We start from the raw sequence: 20,841 nt of genomic DNA, 5'->3' as shown, positions 1-20,841 counted from the left end.
TTAGTGGCGCACTTTCACACGTTGCAAGCGAAGCGCATTAAGGACAACCGACACCGAGCTTAACGCCATTGCTGCACCTGCCACCCATGGAGCCAGCAAGCCAATTGCGGCAATCGGAATGCCGAGCGTGTTATAACCCAGCGCCCAAAACAGATTCTGTTTAATATTGGCCATCGTCTTGCGGCTCATGTAGATTGCATCGGGGATGCTCGCCAGATCCCCGCGCATCAGGGTCACATCTGCTGCTTCCATCGCCACATCCGTTCCGGTACCGATGGCCATGCCGATGTCCGCCGTCGCCAGCGCCGGCGCATCATTGATGCCATCGCCGACCATCGCCACTTTTTTGCCCCGGGCCTGCAATTTTTTCACTTCCTCGGCTTTGCCTTCCGGCAGCACTTCCGCCCGCACATGGTCAATGCCGACTTGAGCCGCAATCGCCTTGGCCGTCCGTTCGTTGTCGCCGGTAATCATGATGACCTCGATGCCCATTTGCTTCAGGCGGCTCACCGCCGCTTTCGATGTTTCCTTGATCGTATCGGCTACCGCGACCATACCGGCGTAACGATTGTCGATGGCAACCAGCATCGCGGTTTTGCCTGCTTCCTCCAGACGGGACATCGGCTCATAAGCCGCCTTCGCATCCACGTTATACGTTTCCAACAAGCGGCGTGTGCCGACAAGCAGCTCGCGCCCTTCTACTACGGCTTTGATGCCGTAGCCCGGAACGGCTTCAAACGATTCGGCGCCAGGCAGCTGGATTTGTTTGGCTCCAATACCGGCCACAATCGCTTCCGCCAGCGGATGTTCCGAATTTTTTTCGGCCGCGCCGACAAGTCGAAGGAAATCCGCTTCGTTGTCTTGCGTGATCACATCGGTCAGCTCCGGTTTGCCTTTGGTGACCGTGCCGGTTTTGTCCAGAATGATCGTATTGATCTTGTGCGTCTGCTCCAAATGTTCGCCGCCCTTGAACAAAATGCCCATCTCCGCCGCGCGGCCGGAACCGGCCATAATCGAAGTTGGCGTAGCCAAACCGAGCGCACATGGGCAAGCAATCACGAGAATGGCAATGGCAATTTCAAGAGCATGGGCAAAATCGCCCGGCGTAACGAAGAAGTACCAAACCAGAAACATCACCAGCGCAATTCCTACAACGATCGGAACAAATATGCCGGAAATCACATCGGCTACGCGTTGAATCTGCGCTTTGGAGCCTTGGGCTTCTTCTACGACTTTAATAATTTGCGCAAGCGCGGTTTCTTTGCCGACTTTGGTCGCCTTGATGCGCAGCATGCCGTTTTTGTTGAGGGTAGCCCCGATGACCGCATCGCCAGCCTTCTTCTCTACCGGAAGGCTTTCGCCCGTCAGCATCGATTCATCCACCGATGACACGCCCTCCAGCACTTGGCCGTCCACCGGGACTTTATCGCCGGGGCGAACCAGCACGACATCCCCTACGATAACGCCTTCCACCGGGATCGTGATTTCCTGGCCGTGCCGAACGACCAGAGCCGTTTTCGCTTGCAGCCCCATCAACGACTTGATCGCTTCCGAAGTGCGGCCCTTGGCCAGCGCCTCGAACAACTTCCCCATGATAACCAAAGTAATCAAAACTGCACTGGTTTCGTAGTAAAGCGCGGGGCTATGATGCATCTGACCCCCGGCCGCATACCAGTCGATCGTCAGGTACAGACTATATAAATAGGCGGCCGATGTACCCAGCGCGATCAGAACATCCATATTGGCGCTGCGATTCCGAAGTGCCTTATACGCGCCGACATAAAACTGCTTCCCGATGTAGAACTGTACCGGCGTGGCCAGCAGAAGTTGAACCCAGGGATTCATCAGGAATTCCGGCGTGTACATCCAAGACGTATACGAGAAGTGACCCACCATCGTCCACAGCAGCGGAAAAGAAAGAATCGCGGAGACAAGCAATTTCAGCTTCTGCTGGCGAATCTCGTGAAGGCGGTGGTCGCCCGCATCCCGATTCTCCTGTTTGACCAAAGCTTCGTAGCCCAGCTTTTTGACTTTTTCCTGCATATCCTCAATCGTGACTTCACCCGCCGAATATTCGACGCGGGCCGTTTCCATCGCAAAGTTTACCGTTGCGTTGGTTACGCCGGGCAGCTTGCCAAGCCCTTTTTCAATCCGGTTAGCGCAAGCAGCGCATGTCATGCCCGTTATTTGAAAAGACGACTGTTTTGTCTTGGCGGCTGTTGTTTCCACCGTGCTCCACTCCTTTGTCGAATCGCTTATCCCACGTCATATCCCTGTTCTTCAATGGCTTTCTTGAATTTAGTATACCCCAGTACCCTATATTTAGTCAAACGCTTTTTTGATGAACGACTCGCTTCCTTATCATTTACCATCTCCTCACGCCCTATTAAAATCAAAACTTGACTTGACATTGATTTTTTAAACCATCTATAATGAGTTCAACAATAATATATGAATACATGTTCATATATAAATATTGGAGGAATTTCTATGTCGGAACATCATCAGGACCATCGTCATGGTCACGACCACGGGCATACCGCCAACAACAAAAAGATTTTGCTGATTTCGTTTGTGGTCATCACGGCATATATGGGAATCGAAGCTGCAGGCGGGTTTATTACGAACAGCTTGGCTCTGTTATCGGATGCGGGGCATATGCTGTCCGACTCCCTTGCCTTGGCCATTGCCTTGCTCGCCTTCAAATTTGGCGAAAAAGCGGTCAGTACAGGGAAAACATACGGGTACAGGCGTTTTGAAATACTGGCGGCTACGCTCAACGGGTTAACCTTGATCGGCATTTCCCTTTACATCTTTTACGAAGCGATGGAACGGTTTTCCAATCCGCCGGAAGTCGCTACGGTCGGCATGCTGATCATCAGTACCATTGGGCTGCTGGTCAACATCCTGGTTGCGTGGATTATGATGCGCGGCGGCGATACGGAGCATAATTTGAATATGCGCAGTGCTTTCTTGCATGTCATCAGCGATATGCTGGGTTCAGTAGGGGCAATTGCCGTGGCTCTGCTTATGATGTTTTTTGGCTGGGGCTGGGCCGACCCGCTGGCCAGTGTCATCGTTGCTGTACTGGTACTCCGCAGCGGCTATCTTGTGAGCAAATCATCCATGCATGTGTTAATGGAAGGAACGCCGCGCAATATGAACGTGGAGGACATCGCGCAGGTCATCTTGAAGGTCGATGGCGTCAACGGTGTGCATGATCTGCATATCTGGTCGATTACAAGCAATATGCATGCCCTGACTGCTCATATTGTCGTGGACGGAAACAAGTCCGTGTACGAGACGGAAGCTTTATTGCACAAAGTCGAGCATATGCTGGAGCATAACAACATTCGCCACGTAACGTTACAAGTCGAATCGGAGAAACACAAGCATGAGGACAAGCTTTTATGCCATATTAAAGCGAGCCCGCCCGATGCACACGCCCATCACCATCATTAGTTTCTGCAGAGGGAGTTGCGAAATAGGCCATCTTTTGTGGCTGTCGATTAACTGTTGACCAATTGGTGAGAACGGATGGGTGCAGAGATTATAGATGATTTTTCATATATATTTTCAAAAATGAGGCTAAAATCGCGAACTATGTATGAAATTTCGCATATAATCGCCGGAATTGGCAGGTCCAACCTTTATTATATATGATTTTTCGTATATAATTTCGTGCACCTCGCAGATTTCAGAAGTGGACCTCCTAATCGAGATAATCCAATGGCTGCCAGCAGCCTGGCTCCCAGCGGGATGCAGGCTTCGTCAACGACAAACCGGGGGCTGTGCAGCCCGTAGGCCTGATCCGCATGTTCCTGGGGACCCGAGCCCAGCCAAAAGTAACAGCCCGGAACCTGTTTCAGGAACAAGGCGAAATCTTCTCCTCCACCAGAAGGTTTTCTTTGTTGAATTTGTTCAAATACTCGATCATTTTCTTGTATTGACTCGTCACCTGACCGTATTTCACTTCGCCGGTGTCCAAATCCTGGTACATACGGTACATCCAGATTTGCTGGTTGCTGTACCCCAGGCCGTCATTGATGGCCATGTACGTTTTGCCTTCCGGCGACGTCGCACGCCTCTTGGCATCGGGATTCTTCTCCCAGAATTTTTTCAAATTCGGCATCTTGTCGATAACGGTGTTGAATTCGAGCAACGCGCCTTGTTGTCCGTACTTGTTGGCAATATCCGTACCGTTGATGAAAATGATGTCCGGAATGTCGCCGCCCGCAAGCGCCAGCGCAACGGCGTCGTTGTAGGTGCCCGCCGGCAGCGAGCAGGTCGGCTATCCGAACATTACCCCTTTCATTCGAATGTTTCGCAAATACACGGGTACGACCCCAGGCGAGTATGGCAAACAAATTACTCCTGCCACGCTTTCCATCTCGAGATCGCATTCGGAACCGTAGTGCAGCAGCAGCCGTTCCCGAACGTTGCGAATGCCGTATCCCGCATGTTTATGCTCGAGATCCAACAGCTTGTCGATTTTCTCCTGGTCCATGCCGATCCCGTCGTCCAGCGAATGGAAAATCATCGACGCTTTCTTCTCCTTCAACAGTGAGCCAACTTCCTCGTTTCACCGGCTTGCACTTCTACGGCGTTGCCATTTACGCTGAACCAGACCGATATGGCCGATGGATTATGGACGAGTTGACCGGACGCCGAACAACGCAGCCGTTGAATAGCCTGCATGTAGCCAACGATTTCGCTATTAGTCGCAAACCATATATCCTTCTGGCTGCCGACTAGCCGGCAAAACTGTTCCAGTTGCTGCCAATTGCCATCGTTATCGAATTCGTAGCTGTGTCCCCATACGTACAGCAATGCCATTCGTGTATGTTTCATCTGCAAGTCGATCAGCTTCTGCGCAAAAGCAAGCATTTCCCTGTGATGGCAAGTCGGCTTCCAGGCCAGGAAATCGGCAGGCATATCGAATACGCCGCTGGACTGTGTTGTTCGTGCATATTCCATGCCGGTGGCACGCAGAATAGCGACAACTTCTTGGTTCCAGGAACCATATGGATACGACATCCCTTTGATCGGATAACCGATCAGGTTCTCAAGCTCGCGGCGATCATTCAAGGTTTCCGTTGCAATCGTTTCCGGCGGACTCATATGAAGGAACGGATGGTTCACCGTATGGGCGGATACTTCATGGCCGTCGAACAAGTCGGCAAGCTCGGCGCTTTCGACATGTCCCGGCAAGCTCAGCCTTGAGGAGTTTAAATGAAACGTCCCCCGAATGCCGTGCCGGTTCATGATTTCTACCATTCTTCGGTCAAATTCTCTGCCATCGTCATAGCTAAGCGTTACCGCCTTATGTTTGCCCTGCGGAAAACGGTCAAATCGGATCATTTTGGAATCAACCTTCCTTCTCGCATTCGCTTCGGCAACCGACCGGCGTTCTGCCTGTCAGCTTCTTAAACACCCGGTTAAAGTAAACCTGAAGATGATACCCCACCTTGACTGCCAACGGCAGCTCACGATAAAATGCCGCCGGCGCAGCCCGAACGAAAGCTGCTGGCCGCGCCGCCCGCATGACGGCCCGCCCCGTCTCATGCTGGCGAGGCGGGCATTCTGTTACTTACAGCTCGTTATGCACATACACGAGGATGTTGTCGAAATAGGCGGTGCTGAATGTCGCATTAAACGAGCCGATTGTAACGGTAGCAATGCTTGCAACCGCGTTGTGAAAGCTCTGGTTGTTGATTTTCTTCACGCCGTCCACATACAGGTCGAACTAGTCGGTCATCGGCCTTGCAACGATTCGGGTCGTGTACCACGTGTTGGCCGAATAAGTTTGCACGCTGGTGCGCGGGGACAACGCCTTCAGGATACCCACACTGCCCATGGCGCTGCTGTCAGCAAACCGCAAGCTCCTTGTTGGTCACGTTCGGGAGCTCCTGCACCGTGACCGTGCCGCCGACATCCGCCTTGACCCCGTCTCCCATGAACGTGTTGCCGTACACTTCGTTGTTATTGCCGTGGCGCAGCGTAAGAGAGCCGACCGAGTTCCAGAAGGTGTTGTTGCGCAGTGTCACGTTACTCGTCTTGCCGGAAATAATTTGGCCTTCCCCGTCGCACTCGTTATTCTTCCCATCATCCTTCATTCTCCCCTTCCGTGTCATTGCCGCCGGCTGCGAAGCGATTCCATTCGGCAAGCGGCGAACAAGTCTCCCGCGCAGATACGGCAAAATAGATATTATGTCTCCTGCTTCACGCATTCTTCCAACAGCAATCGAATCCATTCCTTCATGTACTGCCCATGATCATGATACGTTCGTCCGCTGACCAGATTGCCGTCCACCACGCAAGGGCTGTCCTCGTAGATCCCTCCGCAAACTTCCAGGTCAAACCGGCACTTGGCTACGGTTGCCATCCTGCGTCCCTTGACCACGCCTGCCCGGCAAGGGATTTCCACCCCATGACAGACACTTGCAACGGGCTTGTTGCAAGCGAAAAAATGGCGGGTGATCTCAATCAGCGCGGGATCGTCGCGGATGTACTCGGGAGCCCGGCCACCGGAGAAAAAGATGCCGACGTAGTCCGCCGGGTTCACATCGCGAAACGCAATATCCGCCTGAATGGTGTACCCTTCGAACTCTCTGGTTATATCCCAGCCGCTTTGGGGCCGTTCATGCAACACCATCGCGTAGCGGCGCTTATCCGGGCCAGCTACGACCGGTTCGAAATCTTCTTCCTGAATACGGTAATAAGGATATAACGTATCCACGGTTTCGGTTGCGTCCCCGATTACGATCAATACTTTCCCTCGAGACATCCTTGGATGCACCGCCTTCGTTTATATAGGTTGATTTATGAGATTAAAACGGATTGCTCCGGCATCTTCAGAATCAGTTGCCATTCATCAGCGCTTGCGCCAATATGGTCTCCGCCACTTCCATCGTCTTCAGCGCATCCTGGAAGTTGGACGACGGCTGAGTGCCCTCTTTCAGGCAGTCGATAAACTCGCGGTGTTTCGGCTGAAAACCGCCATAAATAAACTTCTCGTTCGATCCTGCCGCTTCACGCGCATCATAAGCCACGCCCGCAATATCGCCGTCTGCATAGAGGCAGCCGCGAGTTTCCAATTCCGCTTCCGCACATATGTTTGGCGCATGCATTTCAACCGAAAAAATGCGGCGGCCGCTCGAAAAGCTGTTCAGCAGATAGCCATGTGAGCCGTTGTCGAAGGAAAGCGTTGCCGAAACGAAGTTGATATCCGGAACGCCGACCCGCTTGGTCGTACTCTCGACCTTGACGACATTTCCCCCGCACATCCAGCGAATCGTATCGATGGCGTGCACCGTATCGTCCATCATCCGGTCCCTTGCACCAAGAAAAGGGGTCATGCTCGATTTATAGAACCGGCACACCGCATGGGTGATCGGCCCGCGCTTCAGGCATTCCTCGCGCAGTTTGACCGCAAGCGGCGAATTTCGCCGTTGGAAGCTGACTTGCGTGATGCAGCGATTCTTCTCGGCGACATAGGCCAACGCTCTTGCCTGATGCATCGAAAGCCCGAGCGGCTTCTCAATATAGAGATTCAAGCCGCGTTCCAGGCACCACATCCAGATATCGTACATGATATGCGGTTGCCCGATGACATAAACGGCTTGCGGGTTCGTCTCTTCAATCATCCGGCGATAATCGGTATAGCGATTGCGGATGCCGTATTTGTCGGCTGTCGCATGCAGCAGGTCGGGGAACAAGTCGCAGATCCCGACCATTTCGACATCGTCCAGCGTCTGCAAGGACGGATAATGGACGCTGTTCGCCATTTTGCCGGCCCCGATTACCGCGATTCTCACCTTGTCGCTCATATCCGAGTGCCCCCCATGCTCAATTGGCTAAACTGTCGATCCGGACCGGACGATCCAATGCCGCGGAAAGATTGGAAGCCTCCATCAGTTTCGTTAAATCGACGGCAAGGGCAATGTTTTCTTCGGCGATCGTGTCGTTCTGAATATGCGACACCCATTGCGCCAACGCCATCGGTTGCCGCTGCGGCTTATCCACGAGCGTCCACTGTGTGGCGGCTTCTTCGCCGAAGCGGGTCGTCCGCAGCTGAACGATATGTTCGGGATACCCGCAGAGCAGAACTCCTTCCGTGCCATGCAATTCCATGCTGTAAGGGGAGAAGGGATTCACGAAACTCGACTCCACCGTCCCCAAGGCTCCATTTGCATACCGGAGCACCGACACCGCATTGTCCTCGACTTGCTTGCCGGTCATATACCCGTAGCTGGCGCTGACGCTTTCCGGCATGCCAAGGAACAGCCGGGCCACATACATCGGGTGGCAGCCTACGTCGATCAAGGCCCCTCCATGGCTTTGCTCCTTATTGAAGAAGTGGGAAAAGTTCCTGCGAGGATAATTGACCACGCCATGATTCGAGCGGCGCACTCTGGCCGATGTGAGCTCCCCGATGAGCCCCTTCGCCAAAACATCCTGGATCGCCAGTGTATAGCTTTCGTACAATTGCGGCAGGGCCACCATCAGCTTGACCCCGGACTGTTCCACCGCTTGCAGGATCTCGTTGCATTCCCGCAAAGTCGGCGCCAGCACCTTTTCCGTAAAAATATGCTTGCCCGCCCGGGCCGCCTGGACCATGATGTCAACGTGCCGGTTCGTCGGCGCGCATACGATGACGGCGTCGATGTCCGGATCCGACCATATCTCGTCCAAATGCTCCACATACGGGATTCCGCGGTCGGCCGATTGCTGCTTTCCCCTGCCCAGGTCTTCGTCCCACAACTTCATCACGACCGTATCCGGATGTTCAACGGCTTGCCGATAATGGCCATCCGCATGAATGTGCCAGAAACTGAGTATTGCTACGCGCAGCATGAATCAATCACTCCTCTTTTTGATCGTCCCGAATCTCGACAAAGACGATTCGGGACGTTTTTTTGTACGAGCCGGCGCACAATCAATAGTGAATCAGAACATCGTCCAAATAGCCGTAGTAGTTCGCATGCGTGCTATGCGAGCGGAAATCGAACCGATCCAGTCCCGAAGCGGCGTTGCGGAAATTGAGCTGCGAGCCGACCAGCACGCCGTCGATGTAGACATCGCACTTGTCCGTCGCCGGGTTCGCCACCAGCTTGATCGTGTACCACGTATTCGGGCTGTAGCTCTGCAGCGTCGTTTCCGTGCCGCTGTACATATACTGCATATCGCTGCCGATTGTCCGGAAGCGCACCGCTTCCGTGCTGCCGTCGTACAGAGTCACATAGTTGGAGCTGCCCGTCGCCGGGAACATCAGCTTGAATTCGGCGGTCACCGTGCCCGTCTGCGACGGGAACGTCTTGTACGCCTTCACAATGTCCGAGGAATTCGTATCGCGCAGCTCGATGCTCTTGTTCGTGCCGCTCGGCACCGCCTTCACCTGCACCGTGCCGCCGCCTGTGTCCGTCGTCCAGCCGGGCGGCGCCGACGATGTCGCCGCGCTGTCGAAGCTCTCCGCGTACAGCGTCAGATCGTCCAGATAGCTTGTGTAGCCCGAGTCCGACGAATGGCTTTGCGCCGCGAAGCTGTCGATGTCGCTCACCGCATTCGCGAAGCCGAGCTGCGAGCCCTCCAGCTTGTTATTGATGTAGACGTCGTATTTGTCCGTCGCCGGGTTCGCCACCAGCTTGATCGTGTACCACGTATTCGCGTTGAAGCTGCGCAGCGTCGTATACGTGCCGCCGCTGTCCAGCGCCTGGATCGAGGTGCCCGTTGTGCGGAGAAATACCGCTGCGGTGGAGCCGCTCATCAATTTGTAATAGTTCAGATGGCCTGTGGAATTGAACATGACATTGAACTGCAGCTTCACCGTCGTTGCGATCGGGGCGAAGTTCTTGCTCACCTTCACTCCCTCCGAAGCGCTGCTGTCGGTCAGCTTGACGCTCTTGTTCGTTGCGCTCGGCACGTTCGCCACCGTCACGGTGCCGCCGTCGACGATCGCGTTCAGGCCGGTCGGAGCGGAGCCCGTCGTCATGCCGTCGAACGTTTCCGCATAGTTGACCCGCGGTGCGGACAATCGTTTGCTCAGCTGATCCATGTACAGCGACGGCACCGCCATCGTATCGCCCTCGCCCTCCCCTTCGACGAAGTCTATCGGCGCCGTACCGTCGTCGGTCGTAACCGCCTGCACCGCGTTCGCAGCTCCCCGCGTCCCGATGATATAGCCCCAGCCGTATTGCTGCGACTTGATAATGTAGCTTTGCCCGCTCTGATAGCTGTCTCCCAGCGTATTCCAGAACACCGTCTGCGTCGTCGTTTGCCCTTGTCCGTTGGCGCTCCTGCCACTGTCGTGATGATTCGTGGCGGTCATGAACGTGTTGATGACCCGCATGTTGTCGAACAGATTGGCCGCACTCATCCAGCCGTGCGTTTCGGTGGAAAGCCGCGCCGTATCGGTTTTGTTGTCGTACAGCACGTTGCCGCTGGCCGACATGCCGACGATCGCGTAATTGTGACGACCGTCTTTGGCCGAGGAGTGGGAAACCAGCACCTCCTGGCTGCGCACGATCCGGAACATATACCCATTGCCGCCGGCGCCCTCGTACTCCGGCTTGCCGAAGTAGCAATGATCGACGGTCACGTTGCGCGAATACTGCACATTGACGCCGCTGGACAGAAGCTTAATGTCCTTGTGCGTGTTGCCGGCGGGTTTATACGCCTGCACATGGCGCACCCATCCGTTCACGACCATATCGTAAGAAATGGCGTGCGCGAGGTGCATTTCGTACCCGCCGGTGCCCGGGACCGCGTAATCGCCGTCGGCGGTGCCGGATGTCAGGTTCTCCCGCATGCCGATGCCGAGCCGCTCCACCCCCACCTCTTTAATGCTCGCATTCACGCTTTTGTACACCCTTGCGTTGTCGCGTGTCTTGATTTTGAAGCGGGTCGGAATATCGATCGTCAGCGTCTTGTTGACGGTATCGATCGCCGTCACCTGGCGGTAGAACGTCATTTCCTCAAAGTAGGGATTCCAATAATCCGTCATGGCGAGCTCGTCGATAAAGTCCTGCGTCACGTCGGCGTGCAGCACGACCCAGTCGCCTACGCTGTAGCTTGACACGCTGCTCACCGGAATGACGGTCGACATCTCCGGCACATCCTGGGTAAGCAAGGTGGTATCGATCTCCTCGCCTGGCGTTTCGGTCCACCACTTGACATATGTCGTGTAGGCTTCCGGCCGGGCCAGCACAACGCTGCGGTTGTGCATGTTCGTCTCGTCGTTGTAGAGGAGCGTATCGTCGGCGCCGACGCCGCGCAGCACGACATTGCTCTTGTCGATCAGCAGCGCGTAGTCGTTCGTACCCTGCGGCTTGACCTTGTATGTGCCGGCCGGCAGAAACACCACGCCGCCGCCGGCGTCGCCCGCGTCGTCGAGCGCCGCCTGGATCGCGCTCGTCGCGTCGGTCGCGCCCGTGTTGTCGGCGTTGTACGGCGCTTGCGTGACGTCGTACGTCTTGCCCGGCGGGTTGTCCGGAATCGGATCCTCGCCCCGGTGATAGCCCGCATACGAAAAATCCTGCAGAAACCTTCCTTGCGCATCCGTATAGCCCGGATACCAGTCCGCCGGGTACAGACTGCTGTACCATGGTCCGGTCGCCGAAGCCGTCGGCGCAAGCCGCGGCAAGGCCCCCAGCGCCAGCAGCAGAGCCAACCCGAAAACGAGCGTACGATGAATCGTTGTTCGCATCACATAACCTCCAATGGTTGAAAAATTGGCGTTCTTCCTCTCCCGTACTGCGACGGCTTCCCCGCCCCCGCTCCGCAATGCCATCGAAGATGGCGCGGCAGCGCCGCATCCCCCCTTTCCCGGCTCCTCACCGTTCTCCTCCGCGCTCCGCGGGCAGCAATTGGACGGTCAGGCGGTGATCGGCGGCCGTTCCGCACGCCCGGGCCTTGAGCGTAAACAGTCTCATACCCGCCGCAATGGCGGCCGCTTCCTGCCGCCTCCGCTCGTTATCGAACGTCAGCAGGCCGACGGTGAGCACCCCCTCCCGCAGCTCGACGGTGCGCACCGCCACCGTGTCGAGACACGCCGCCGTCTGGATAAAATGCCACTGCTCCCGCTTCACGATGGAATGCGCATGATTGTGGCCGCAGAAGTAGAATCCCTTTCCCCGCTTGCCGCACAGGATCGGCCACGGATCGGCGTCCCGGTGGAAGCCGAACATCGGCTGCTCCGAATGCGTCGTCGTATCGACCAGCGGATGGTGGCCGAAGACGAGCAGAGGCTTCTCCCCCGACTCGCGCACGATGCCGGCGAGCCACTCCGCCTGCTCCGCGTCCAGCTCGCCGCCGAAATCGTCCGCCCGTCCCTCCTTGGCGGTATCGAGGAACACCAGCGTCGCTTCCGCCCGCTCCAGCGCAAAGTAGCGCGCCTGCCCCGTGCGCGCCATCCACTCCCGCTTGCCCATCGCCAGTGTGTCGTGATTGCCGAGCACCTGCACGAACCGCCGGGGCGGCACATGCCCGTCGACCGCCCCGTATACGTCGCGCAGCTCGTCGGCCCGCCCCTCATTGGTCAAGTCGCCGAGCGAAATATGCATGTCGGCTTCCACATCGAGAAACGTCTTCAGCACGCCGCCGAACCACGAGTCCCGCAGCGCGACGACGACGGCATCTTCTGACAGATGCGGATAATGCAAATCGCCCAACAAGGCAAGCTTCATCGCGATCCTTTCCTTTCTCGGGAGCAGCCCCTCTCTCGTCTGCGCCTCCGGTTGCTTGCGGCTAAACGATTGGCCATATATTCATCGCCAACGACCGGAAATCGCGAACGTAATGAAAGGTCGCCAGATCCGCATCGTGGAAATGTCCGGAATTCCGGCAGGTGCGGGACAACACTGCCAGATGATCGCCATCAATGATCAGCGACGGGTACATGAACGATTGCGTCAGCTTCTCCGCGCGGGCAATGCAGCCGGCGGGAAACCAGTTGAGGGCGTCGCAGGCGTACCATAACATCAGAAACCTTCTGTCGTTTCCCGGCACGCCCGTAGACGTTTCATCGTATTCGAGCCCGAGGGCGTTTTGCGAGTTCGCCGGCAGATTGGAAGCCATCCAGTACAGGCGGGACGGTTCGTCGTAGACAATATAAAATTTGCACTGCCCTCCGGGAAGCGGGTAAAATTGCGTGAACGTCAGCTTCAGCTTCCCGTCCTCGTCCTGCAGGTCGTAAACAGCCGCCATATTCGCGGTTCCCTGCCTGTCGATGACGGCCCGCGCCAGCACGCGCAGCCGGCCGCCGATCTGGATTACATTTCCTTCCAGGCAACGCATGGAAGGTCCCTGAAACAACCCGGGATTCAGCTCGGGGGGGATTGGCATTTCCTCGGTGTCCGATACCCGCCAGGCATCCGGATCGAGCGCGCCCTTCTCCAGATCGCAGGAAACGACCGCCAGCTTCCGGCACCTTTCGCTCACGGCCCAATACAGCCTGCCGCTGCGGACGATCATCGACTGCTGATGCGTGCAGTACCATTGATGAGGGCCGTTCAAAACTTCGACCGGATCGCTCCAGGAAGCGCCTTCATCTTCGCTGACGGCAACCAGCAGTCTGCCGGGGCCTTCCGCGCGGGGGCCAATAAACATATACAGCTTGTTCCCGTGCGCGAACAAAGCGATTTCCACCGTATCGGGGAACGGAACGAGGCTGACGATTTCCCAGGTCTCCCCGTTGTCCGTGCTGCGGGAAACGGTTACGCCGCCGACCGAGGCCTTATCCGAAATATCGAGCTTGATCCCTGTCGCTTTCGGATTGTGCCGGATTGTCCGGGGAAGCGCGGCGACAAACGTCCCGCTCGGAAGCCGCGTGAAGGCGTTGCTTAAAAAATACAAGCCGGGCGGATCGTCCGCGGCGATTCTTGCGACGATCCTGTAGTCTTGCGCCAGCGGCTGTGCCATAGTTGGTTTCATACCGATGTTCTCCTTCCTATTGCCTGGTATTGGCTCGCTAAATCAGATCATCCGAACAGGCGGCCGAAGCCGACCGACCAGTCGCGGAACGCCTTGGTCAGCGCGCGCACGTCCGAGCCGATGTTGATGAACCGGTACCCGAGCTTCGCCCACTCCGCCGCCTGCTCCAGCGTGCCCGCCGTCGTTGCGGCGATTTTGCCGTGCCGGATCGCGGCTTCGGCGACCAGCCGCCGCGCTTCCGCGATCCGCTCGTGCTGCCAGTCGCCCGGCGCGCCGATCGCCTGCGAGAAGTCCGCCGGGCCGAACATCAGCATGTCGATGCCGTCCAGCGCCGCGATTGCGTCCAGCTCCGCCAGCGGTTCCGGGTCCTCGATCTGGATCATCACGAACCGCTCGCGGTTCGCCTGCTGCGTGTACTCCTGGTAGCTCAGCACCGCGAACAGTCCGTCCGCGTTGCCCCCGTCCACCGGCCTGCGGCCGATCGGGTGGAACTTCGTCGCCCGCACGATCGCCTGCGCGTCGGCCAGGCTCATCACGTGCGGCACCATAATGCCCGTGGCGTCCAGCTCCAGCGGCCGCACCAGATCGCTGTAGCTGCCGCGCGGCACGCGGACGATCGTATCCACGCCGTACGCCTTCGCCGCAAGAATTTGCCGCTCGATCGCCGCGTAGTCGTTGGCGACGTGCTCCATGTCGAGCCAGATGCAGTCGATCCCCGCCAGCGCGGCGATCTCCGCGCTGCGCGAGTCCGCCAGGTTCAGCTTCAGGCTGCCGACCGTTTTTCCTTCGCGCAGCATCTCCAGAAGCCGGCTCTTCCTCATCGTTGTTAGCGGATTTCCGCTCATAACCGCCCGCCCTCCTCTTTCTCCGCATCCATCGTACCGGCGCCCGCCGGCTCCGCCCGCCGATAATCAATGTCCACCTTCACGTCGAGCAGCTTCACCGCACGTCCCGTGTCCTGCTCCAGCGTCACGGCAAACCGGTTGTTGCCGGCCGCGACCGTATCCGGATCGAGCGCATACGCCGTCCAGATGCCTTGACGCACGCCGCCGGTCAGCACCCGGCCGCCAAATTCGACCCGCGCTTCGTCCGGCGACGCCAGGCCTTCGATGCGAATGCCCAGCGTCACCGCCGGCACAACGCCTTGGCCGCGTCCCCAATGCACGTCGTCGCCGATAGGCATGTCGATCGCGTACGTCCCGCCTACCTCCAGATACGCGGGAGCCCCCGGATTGAGCACAGGCACGCGGATGAACGCTTCGTGCGGGTAGCCGCCTCCGGCGATCGCGCCGATTCCCCGGACACTGGCCACGTACGTCTTGTCGTACGTGTTCAGCCGCTCCATATCGTCGACTACCTGGAACACGGAAGCGTTCTCGGCGTTGAAGTTTTTCAGCTCCCGCGGCGTGAAGTTGAACAAATAAATGCCGTCCACCCCCGCCCGCAGCGCGTTCATCGCCCGGGCGAGGTAGCATCGCCCGCTCTGCCGCAGCTCCTCGGCGAACGGATCCGTCACCCGTGTCTCGTCAAGCGACGCGTACACCTTGACGCCGTACTTGCGGCCGAGCTGCGCGCTGTACTCCCACGGATTAAGCTTCAGGTAGCTGGTCATGATCAGCAGATCGAGCAAACCCTCGCGCAGCCACCCTTCGATATCGAGCCCGATTGCCAATCCGTATTCGAGCGAATCCGGCACGCGCACCGACACCTGCAGCGGCCGATGCAGCTGCTCCGCCTTGCGGTCCGCCAGCCGCCGCACCTCCCGCACCACTCCGGTCATCATTGCCGTCTCCTCCGGCGTGGCGGGCAGACCCGCTGCGGTGCTGGGAAAAAACACCGGATGGCGGTAAAAGTCGAGGTGCACGCCGTCGACGTCGTAGTTGTCCAACACTTCCTCTACGAACGCAACCGCCAACTCTCGAATGTCCGGAACCGCGTAGTTGACGGCGGTCCACGCGCCGTGCCGCGGCTTGTTCTCCCGGCTGCCAAGCAGCCACTCCGGATGCTCCCGCTTCAGCCGGTTCGTCTTGAACGTCGCCTCCCCGTACCAGCGCGTCGAACCGTCGTGGGTGTCGTTCATCCGCATCGACCAGAAGACGTCGATGCCGTTGGCGCGGCAAAAGGCCGACATGATTTGCAAATAATCGGTTTCCCGCGCGATCAGCGTTTCGGTCATGTTGTGCTTGTATCCGCCCTCGCGGCTAGTAAACACGGTGCCGATGCGGGTGCGGTGAATGAACTGGCCGAAGCCCGAGCTGCGCGTCGTGATGAACGCCGTGTCGACCCCCGTGCCGACGAGCCGCTCCATGCGCATCTTCAGCAGCGCTTCCTCCGTCTCCTCGGCGCAGCGCTGCCCGTCTCCTCCGTCATTCTCGAAGATCACCTTCCGGGCGCGGCCAGGCTCCCGCTCCCGTCGTTGTTGGCCGTTCTGCATGCTGCCAATTCCTCCTCTGTCGAGTCCATTCCGGTCTGCCGCCATTATAGCCCCGCGCACACAAAAAAACGTGCACGATTTAAATCAAATCGTGCACGATATTTATGTGTTCCCGTCAAACGAACGGCCGCTGCCGCTCCCGCTTCGGAATCAGGATCGTCACCTTCGTTCCTTCGTCTTTTACGCTGTCGAGCGCCAGGCGGCCTTGGTCCCCGTAGTAGAGACGGAGCCGGGAATGCACATTGTAAATGCCGATTCGTTTCGGCCTGTCCGCCCCGGCGAGCTGCCTCCGAATGTTCTCCAGCTCCTCCGGATCGATCCCTCTGCCGTTATCCTCGACGACGAAGCGAATGTGCTCTTGTTCGCTGGTGCAGGAAATGGCGATGACGCCGCTGCCCCCGGACTCGTAGATGCCGTGCTCGATTGCATTTTCAATCATCGGCTGCAGCAGCAGCTTGATCGTGGCGTAATCGTACGCCTCCTGATCGACGTGCCACGTGAACAGCACATTCGAATCGTAGCGCATCTCCATAATGTCGCAGTACGCCCGGGCATACTCCACCTCCTCCTCGATTCCGATTTCGATCCCGTCGCGGTTGATGCCGTAGCGGAACAGGTCGCTGAGCGCGGCAACCATCTGAATCGCCCTGCCGCCGTGATTGCTCGCGATCATGTATCTGATCGTATCGAGCGTGTTGTACAGAAAGTGCGGGCTGATCTGCGCCTGCAGCACCGCGATTTCCGCATCCTTCTTCTCCCCCTCCATCGAGCTTCTCAGCGCATTCGTCACGATCGTCTCGTCGATCAGATCCTCGATCCGGTCGATCATGCCGTTGAAGGCCTGACCGACCTTGTCAATCTCGTCGATGACGCCTGTTTCCTCGATTTTCTCGTAGCTGTTGTCGACTCCGAGATTCGCCAGCGTGCCGCTCAACCGGTTCAGCGGGTTGCGCAGCAGCTTCGCCAGCACGAAAGCCAGCAAGGCGGTGAGCAGCGTGATCGTCGCCATCAGATAGCCGTCCTTCTTCAGCAGCTCCATGCTTTCGGCAAGAAACGCCTCCCGGTCGTACAGCCCGGCAAAATAAATGCCGAGCGTGGCGATTTCCCTGTAGAACAGGTACGCTCTGCGATCGCCGACGCGCACGTCCGCGATCCCCCGGCTGCCTTCGCGCGAGGCGTCGATCCGTACGCCCAGCGTCTTGCCGGCCTCATCCGCCAAAACCGTGCCGTCGTCGTCCATCAGAAACAACGAGCTGCCCGCCATATTGAAGGAACGGAATTTCTGCGCAAGAAACGCCTGATCGATCTCGATCTTGACATAGCCGATAAACCGGTTCCCCTCAATGATCGGCATGCCGATGCACAGCACCGGCCGGCCCAGGTCGTCAACGAGCGGAAGCAGCACATAGCCGAGCTTCTGCCGTCTCACCTGCTCATAGAAGAACGAGTCGGACTCCGTATATCCATTGCCGATATGGGCGACCAGCCTGTTCTCGTCGTTGTACACCTGCAGGCTGTCCTTCTCGAGCCCGAAAAACGTTTGCTGGTACAGCAGGCCGCTGGCGCGCTGTACGGCGGCATCGCTCGTGCGCAGCACGGCCTCTTCGGTCAGGCTGTTGCTCGCAACCCGCTTTAGCACCTCCTGCTTGCTGCTGAAGTAAGACGCCAGTTCGCCCGCATTCTTCTCGAATATCGCCACGTACGCGTCCTTGATCTTCGCCGAGAAGCCATACGTATGCTGAACGAACAGCACGGCGACGAACAGCATGACAGGGAACGTAACGGACATGAGCAGGTAAACGAACAGCTTCGTCCGCAGCGTGGCGCGGCCGCGGAGCTTCGCGCTCGCTTCGTAGTATTGATTGGAGCCGGATTGGAAATTGCCGTTGATCAGCTTCATCAAGCCGTACAGCCGCTGCAGCACACGGCGCGAAATCAGTTCCGCGCAAATGAAGGAAAGGAACAGGCAGCCGAGCAGCACAGTCGCAAACAGGCGCACGGTAATGCTGCGATTGGCAGCCAGCAGGCTCTTGTCCGGCATGTAGGCGACCTTCCATTGGTGAAAATTGACTTCGTTCACGAGGTACGTATCGTCGTCCGCGTATTTCGTCCGCCAATCGTCCTGTCGGAAGCTGTCCGTCAATTGCAGAAGGATCCTGTCGCTCACCTGGCTTCCGCGCCAGATCACCTCGTTATTCCCGCCCACGACAAGCATCCGGCTGCTGCCGGCCATGCCGGCGAAGAAGTCGTTCTTGATCACGACAAGCAGCAAGCCGAGCACCGCTTCCTTCCCGACAATGCTTGTCGCCAGAAACGTCAGATCGCGCAACCGCTCCGCCCCTTCGGCGAATGCCGAGCCCCCTCTCATGAACGCAATCTCGTCCATGCGGGCGAAGCTGTCCAGCGCCGGCAGCGGATAAGCGAACAAGGCGGCATTTTTGGTGAAAATCTGGTTGCTTGCCGTCAGCAAGTGAATCGATTGAATGGCGGGATTCGATTGCTCGGCGACGGCAATGAGCTGCTCCATCGCGTATTCGGCTTCGACCCGCGCATAAATGCTGCCGCTCTTGTCCTCGAGAATGTCGATGTACTCCTGAAGGTCTGCGCTTGATTTCAAATACCCCGTCAGCTTCTCCATGCCGATCAGCTTGTTCTCGATGTCATTGGCCGTTTGGCTGAACCGCGCATCGTTCACAATCCGCAAATTGCTTTCCAGCATGCGCACGGAGGAATGGAACATCTCCCCGCCGATGCCGAGCAGGAAGACGAAGGTCAGCACAGTGGACACCAGCACCAGCAGCGGTTTGAACCTGATCCTGATGGCGTTCATCACTAGAGATGATCCGCGCGGTACTGAAGCGGGGACGAGCCTTCCAGTTTCCTGAATACCCGGCAGAAATACGTGTAATCGCTGAAGCCTACCTGAGCGGCGATTTCCTTGATCCGGTAATCCGGCTGCCTGAGCAGCTCGCGCGACTTCTCGATCCGCACCGTGTTGACATAATCGATGAAGCCGGTGCCGGTCGCTTTCTTGAACTGCGCGGAGAAATAAGCGGGGTGCATATGCAGGCGGACGGCTATGTCCTCCAGCGTAATTTTGTCCCGGTAATGCAAGGTCGCATAAGCGATCGCCTTCTTGACGAAGTCCGGCATCGCCGGCTCGCGAGGCCCCGCCCGTTCCTGCATGACGGCAAGCAAGGTGCGCTCGAACCACGCCTCCAGCTCCTGGTAGTCGGCAATTTGCCGAATTTCGTTCAGGATGGCAGATTTGCTGAGCGCCGCGGGCGGCCGCTGCAGCTGCCGCAGGCGAAGGTCGATATGGAACAGCATCTCCAGGCATTTGGTATGAATATCTGCCGTGCTGAACGTTCCTTTCCTTTCGATGGCGCGGAACAATTCATGCACATCCGTCAACAAGGGCTGCTTGTCGCCTGCAAGCACGCCGTCCACCACGCGATCGACAAGCTGGTTGATGGCCGGTTCGTCCAGCTCCGCATAGCTTCTGTAATTCAGCTCCTGAAAAAAAACGATCTGGCTGCTCCGGTTGAAGAAGCGGTAGCTGAGCGCATATACCGCCTGGTTGTGCGAAGTGTGGAACTGCTTGATATGGCTGCACAAATTGCCGACGCCGAGCATGAGCTTCGGACGGAAGCCGAACGGGGCCGCCTGATCGGTCACGAACTGGACGAAGCTGCGCAAGAGCGGCTCGACCTGGCGGATATAGATGCATGCCTCGCCGTTCAAGCCGACGACCGCATAGTCCATGTGCCAGACGACCGGCACCTGGCGCGAACCCCAGAACCTCTTGGCCGCATCGAGAAGGAAATCGCTTAACGAGAACCCCGGACGATCCCCTCCGGACAAATCCGCTTTGCAGATCACGGCGCGCAAGTAGCCGTTCAACGGCTCCATATGCTCCGCGCCGTCGAGCGGATCGGCATCGCCGCCGGTATGCTCCGCCGTTCGTTCTATCGCGTATTTCAGCAGCTTGTCCTGCCTGATTGTCGGCTGACCGAGGCTGCCCCCCGGCTCTTCGGCGTCCGCCGGCTCAAGCTCCCGAATGAGCGCGGCCAGCACGTCGCGCAGCGACTCGCTCTTCAGCGGCTTGAGCAAATAGCCCTTGACGCCGAAACGGATCGCTTGCTGGGCGTAACCGAAATCCTCGTGCGCGCTCAATACGACGACCCGGATCGCGGGGTAACGGCCATGCACGTATTCCGCCAGCTGCAGCCCGTCCATCCTCGGCATCCGGATATCGGTAATCACAATATCGACCTTGTGGGCTTCCAGCAAGGCGACGGCCTCGACGCCGTTCGCCGCGGTATGAATCGCCGCGAACGGCAGCCCGAACTCCTCGACGGTGGACTTGATCCCGGCGCAGACGTAATGGATGTCTTCTACGATCAGCAAATGAAACAAGATGCTCCCCCCTGTCTCTTGAAAGGGCTTACATATCTGATTCCATTAGAACAAATCAG

At 57.7% G+C, this 20,841-nt stretch carries 18 protein-coding genes; 1 reads left to right on the top strand and 17 read right to left on the bottom strand.

What is annotated here, in order from left to right; genetic code table 11:
• Positions 1 to 2,229, bottom strand: coding sequence for a heavy metal translocating P-type ATPase (locus EXY20_RS32940; protein ID WP_407944949.1), 2,229 nt, complete (start codon positions 2,227 to 2,229; stop codon positions 1 to 3).
• A gap of 261 nt (positions 2,230 to 2,490) precedes the next feature.
• Here EXY20_RS32940 and EXY20_RS32935 point away from each other — a divergent pair, with 261 nt between their 5' ends.
• Positions 2,491 to 3,462 (top strand): cation diffusion facilitator family transporter, encoded by a 972-nt coding sequence (locus EXY20_RS32935; protein ID WP_135556673.1) that lies wholly within the window; start codon positions 2,491 to 2,493, stop codon positions 3,460 to 3,462.
• A 191-nt stretch (positions 3,463 to 3,653) separates the two neighbouring features.
• On the opposite strand, the gene EXY20_RS40525 is transcribed toward EXY20_RS32935, so the two are convergent.
• The 16 genes from EXY20_RS40525 to EXY20_RS32865 all read right to left on the bottom strand — a co-directional run bounded on the left by EXY20_RS40525 (position 3,654) and on the right by EXY20_RS32865 (position 20,782).
• Positions 3,654 to 3,875: a hypothetical protein gene (locus tag EXY20_RS40525; protein ID WP_328592612.1), complete on the bottom strand. Its 222-nt coding sequence runs from the start codon at positions 3,873 to 3,875 to the stop codon at positions 3,654 to 3,656.
• Entirely contained in the window at positions 3,866 to 4,162 is a 297-nt protein-coding gene (locus EXY20_RS32930) for a hypothetical protein (protein ID WP_167859692.1), read from the bottom strand. Before EXY20_RS32930 ends, EXY20_RS40525 begins: the two co-directional genes overlap by 10 nt.
• 129 nt (positions 4,163 to 4,291) lie before the next feature.
• A complete protein-coding gene (locus EXY20_RS32925; protein WP_135556671.1) occupies positions 4,292 to 4,561 on the bottom strand; it encodes a sensor histidine kinase in 270 nt (89 codons plus the stop codon).
• Positions 4,558 to 5,361, bottom strand: a complete 804-nt coding sequence (locus EXY20_RS32920; RefSeq protein ID WP_135556670.1) for a polysaccharide deacetylase family protein — start codon at positions 5,359 to 5,361, stop codon at positions 4,558 to 4,560. The genes EXY20_RS32925 and EXY20_RS32920 overlap by 4 nt, the downstream gene beginning before the upstream one ends.
• Before the next feature lie 229 nt (positions 5,362 to 5,590).
• The gene (locus EXY20_RS40365) at positions 5,591 to 5,725 is read right to left on the bottom strand and encodes a hypothetical protein (RefSeq protein ID WP_268966449.1); all 135 of its coding nucleotides are present in this window, start codon (positions 5,723 to 5,725) and stop codon (positions 5,591 to 5,593) included.
• 142 nt (positions 5,726 to 5,867) lie between these two features.
• Complete coding sequence (locus EXY20_RS39305; RefSeq protein ID WP_167859691.1) at positions 5,868 to 6,116, bottom strand: chondroitinase-B domain-containing protein; 249 nt, start codon at positions 6,114 to 6,116, stop codon at positions 5,868 to 5,870.
• A 92-nt stretch (positions 6,117 to 6,208) separates the two neighbouring features.
• Positions 6,209 to 6,787: a DJ-1/PfpI family protein gene (locus tag EXY20_RS32910; RefSeq protein WP_135556668.1), complete on the bottom strand. Its 579-nt coding sequence runs from the start codon at positions 6,785 to 6,787 to the stop codon at positions 6,209 to 6,211.
• Positions 6,788 to 6,860: 73 nt separating this feature from the next.
• Positions 6,861 to 7,829, bottom strand: coding sequence for a Gfo/Idh/MocA family protein (locus tag EXY20_RS32905; RefSeq protein WP_135556667.1), 969 nt, complete (start codon positions 7,827 to 7,829; stop codon positions 6,861 to 6,863).
• A 19-nt stretch (positions 7,830 to 7,848) separates the two neighbouring features.
• Complete coding sequence (locus tag EXY20_RS32900; protein ID WP_135556666.1) at positions 7,849 to 8,856, bottom strand: Gfo/Idh/MocA family protein; 1,008 nt, start codon at positions 8,854 to 8,856, stop codon at positions 7,849 to 7,851.
• An 82-nt stretch (positions 8,857 to 8,938) separates the two neighbouring features.
• Positions 8,939 to 11,704, bottom strand: a complete 2,766-nt coding sequence (locus EXY20_RS32895) for a glycosyl hydrolase family 28-related protein (protein WP_167859690.1) — start codon at positions 11,702 to 11,704, stop codon at positions 8,939 to 8,941.
• A gap of 127 nt (positions 11,705 to 11,831) precedes the next feature.
• Entirely contained in the window at positions 11,832 to 12,683 is an 852-nt protein-coding gene (locus EXY20_RS32890) for a metallophosphoesterase family protein (RefSeq protein WP_135556664.1), read from the bottom strand.
• Between the two features lie 61 nt (positions 12,684 to 12,744).
• Positions 12,745 to 13,929 (bottom strand): sialidase family protein, encoded by a 1,185-nt coding sequence (locus EXY20_RS32885; RefSeq protein ID WP_135556663.1) that lies wholly within the window; start codon positions 13,927 to 13,929, stop codon positions 12,745 to 12,747.
• Between the two features lie 47 nt (positions 13,930 to 13,976).
• The gene (locus EXY20_RS32880) at positions 13,977 to 14,774 is read right to left on the bottom strand and encodes an HpcH/HpaI aldolase family protein (RefSeq protein ID WP_135556662.1); all 798 of its coding nucleotides are present in this window, start codon (positions 14,772 to 14,774) and stop codon (positions 13,977 to 13,979) included.
• Positions 14,771 to 16,363, bottom strand: coding sequence for a glycoside hydrolase family 10 protein (locus EXY20_RS32875; protein ID WP_135556661.1), 1,593 nt, complete (start codon positions 16,361 to 16,363; stop codon positions 14,771 to 14,773). The genes EXY20_RS32880 and EXY20_RS32875 overlap by 4 nt, the downstream gene beginning before the upstream one ends.
• Before the next feature lie 115 nt (positions 16,364 to 16,478).
• On the bottom strand, positions 16,479 to 19,193 hold the full coding sequence (locus tag EXY20_RS32870; protein WP_135556660.1) for a sensor histidine kinase: 2,715 nt from the start codon (positions 19,191 to 19,193) through the stop codon (positions 16,479 to 16,481).
• A 2-nt stretch (positions 19,194 to 19,195) separates the two neighbouring features.
• A complete protein-coding gene (locus EXY20_RS32865) occupies positions 19,196 to 20,782 on the bottom strand; it encodes a response regulator (protein ID WP_135556659.1) in 1,587 nt (528 codons plus the stop codon).
• Positions 20,783 to 20,841: the final 59 nt, after the last annotated feature.

Origin of the sequence: Paenibacillus cymbidii (assembly GCF_004764705.1) — a bacterium.
Lineage (GTDB): Bacteria > Bacillota > Bacilli > Paenibacillales > NBRC-103111 > Paenibacillus_AN > Paenibacillus_AN cymbidii.
The sequence above is the reverse complement of the archived record's forward strand: the minus strand, read 5'-3'. Positions and strand labels throughout refer to the sequence as shown.

Bases quoted from the DNA above. Each gene is read 5' to 3' on its own strand.
- EXY20_RS32935 (WP_135556673.1), top strand. From the start codon at position 2,491: ATGTCGGAACATCATCAGGACCATCGTCATGGTCACGACCACGGGCAT.
- EXY20_RS32920 (WP_135556670.1), bottom strand. From the start codon at position 5,361: ATGATCCGATTTGACCGTTTTCCGCAGGGCAAACATAAGGCGGTAACG.
- EXY20_RS39305 (WP_167859691.1), bottom strand. From the start codon at position 6,116: ATGAAGGATGATGGGAAGAATAACGAGTGCGACGGGGAAGGCCAAATT.
- EXY20_RS32910 (WP_135556668.1), bottom strand. From the start codon at position 6,787: ATGTCTCGAGGGAAAGTATTGATCGTAATCGGGGACGCAACCGAAACC.
- EXY20_RS32905 (WP_135556667.1), bottom strand. From the start codon at position 7,829: ATGAGCGACAAGGTGAGAATCGCGGTAATCGGGGCCGGCAAAATGGCG.
- EXY20_RS32900 (WP_135556666.1), bottom strand. From the start codon at position 8,856: ATGCTGCGCGTAGCAATACTCAGTTTCTGGCACATTCATGCGGATGGC.
- EXY20_RS32895 (WP_167859690.1), bottom strand. From the start codon at position 11,704: ATGCGAACAACGATTCATCGTACGCTCGTTTTCGGGTTGGCTCTGCTG.
- EXY20_RS32890 (WP_135556664.1), bottom strand. From the start codon at position 12,683: ATGAAGCTTGCCTTGTTGGGCGATTTGCATTATCCGCATCTGTCAGAA.
- EXY20_RS32885 (WP_135556663.1), bottom strand. From the start codon at position 13,929: ATGAAACCAACTATGGCACAGCCGCTGGCGCAAGACTACAGGATCGTC.
- EXY20_RS32880 (WP_135556662.1), bottom strand. From the start codon at position 14,774: ATGAGCGGAAATCCGCTAACAACGATGAGGAAGAGCCGGCTTCTGGAG.
- EXY20_RS32875 (WP_135556661.1), bottom strand. From the start codon at position 16,363: ATGCAGAACGGCCAACAACGACGGGAGCGGGAGCCTGGCCGCGCCCGG.
- EXY20_RS32870 (WP_135556660.1), bottom strand. From the start codon at position 19,193: ATGAACGCCATCAGGATCAGGTTCAAACCGCTGCTGGTGCTGGTGTCC.